Annotated in this window: 1 protein-coding gene and 1 pseudogene; one reads left to right on the top strand and one right to left on the bottom strand. The window is 71.5% G+C overall.

Annotated features, from left to right (window positions below):
* Nucleotides 1-198 (bottom strand): annotated as a pseudogene (locus tag G6030_RS07170) (hypothetical protein); the annotation flags it as partial.
* A gap of 583 nt (nt 199-781) precedes the next feature.
* Here G6030_RS07170 and G6030_RS07165 point away from each other — a divergent pair.
* Nucleotides 782-1,615, top strand: a complete 834-nt coding sequence (locus G6030_RS07165) for an HAD-IB family hydrolase (protein WP_182642650.1) — start codon at nt 782-784, stop codon at nt 1,613-1,615.
* Nucleotides 1,616-1,688: the final 73 nt, after the last annotated feature.

The raw sequence follows: 1,688 nt of genomic DNA, 5'->3' as shown, positions 1-1,688 counted from the left end.
GTCCGGGCCAGCACCGCCGGCACCGCCGGCGCGGTCCGCACGGTCGGCGCGTTCGGCGGCGCGGTCGGTCACCAGGACGTCGGTGGGCCCCGTCCCCGGTTCCATCGCCAGGGCGGCCAGCACCGCGCGCACGTCGGCGTCCAGGTCGGGATCGGTGATCTCCACCGCGACGGTCCGCGCTCTCGTAGTCGTGTCCACGGCGCCCACCCTCGCCCATGCCGGCGACCGTCGACCCCGCCGCGATGCGGGACGGCGGTCGGCCTGTGGAGGGGGACGGGGCTGTGGAGAACGCGCGGGCCGTGGCGCTCGTGGCGCCCTCACCCGTGGTGTCGACGCGGTCGCCGGGCCCGCTCAGTCGCAGCCGTCAGGCCTTCCCAATCGCAGCCACAGCCGCACGCCTACATGGCGTCTCGCCCGCCCCTCGGTACCCCCGCGCGCCCACATGGCGTCTCGCGTGCACCGCGGGGGGTGCGAGACGCCATCGGCAGGAGCGGCTGCGGACCCCGCCCACATCCTGACGAGCGAGACGCCATCGGCAGAAGCGGCTGCCGGCCCCGCGCACATCCGGGCGTGCGAGACGCCATGTCGAGGAGCGGCTGCAGATGTCCGCTCGCCTGCTGATGCCCACAAATGCGAGAAACCGCGGCAGGGGGTGCCGCGGTTTCTCAAAGCGTCAGTTCTCGGGCGGATGAACTGAGCACCTATAGGGGGATGCCCCGTTAAGGGCACATCCAGTATCACCCATCTGCGTGGGCAACACAAGGACCGTATCGTGGGTGTCGTGTCCGCCCCCCGCCCACCGGGCCCCAGGATCTCGCACCGGCCGCGCCGCGTGGCCGCGTTCTTCGACCTCGACAAGACGATCATCGCGACCTCGTCGGTGTTCGCGTTCAACAAGTCGTTTCTCGACGAGGGCCTGCTCTCCCGCCGGTCGGTCATCGACCTGGCCTACACGCAGCTGGCGTTCAGCCTCTCCGACGCCGACGACGAGCAGATGCAGAAGGTACGCCAGGCCATGGCGACCGCCACCAGGGGCTGGGCGCCCGAGCAGGTCGAGCGGATCGTCACCGAGGCGCTCACCGAGAAAGTCTCACCCACCGTGTACGCCGAGGCGCAGGAACTGCTCGCCGAACACCGCGCGCTGGGCCACGACCTGGTGATCGTGTCCGCGTCGGGCGAGGAACTGGTCGCGCCGATCGCCCGCATGCTCGGCGTGGACCACTACGCCGGCACCCGCATGAACCGCGACGAGAACGGCCGGTACGGCGGGCAGATCGAGTTCTACTGCCAGGGCCCCGGCAAGGCGGAGGCCATCCGCGGGTTCGCCGACCGGTACGGTTACGACCTCGACGCGAGCTACGCCTACTCCGACTCCTCGACCGACCTGCCGATGCTCGAGCTGGTGGGCCATCCGACGGTGATCAATCCCGACCGCGCGCTGCGCCGCGAAGCGCTCGAGCGGGGTTGGCCGATCCTGACGTTCTCCAACCCCACCCCGCTGCTGCCGACGCTCGAGAGGGCGACGGGGCCGATCGTGGGTGTCGGAGCCATCGTCGTGGCGATGAGCGCGGCGGCCGCCGCGTTCGCGCGTGGTGCGAGGCGGGCGGCGCGGTAGTTCCCGCTCCGGCGTGTCAGCTCCGCCGACGCCCAAACATCCATCGTGGGCCGCGGCCCGAGCCGAACGCGAT

The organism is Dietzia sp. E1, assembly GCF_014145015.1.
GTDB lineage: Bacteria > Actinomycetota > Actinomycetes > Mycobacteriales > Mycobacteriaceae > Dietzia > Dietzia cinnamea_A.
This window is presented reverse-complemented; position numbering and strand designations above follow the sequence as displayed.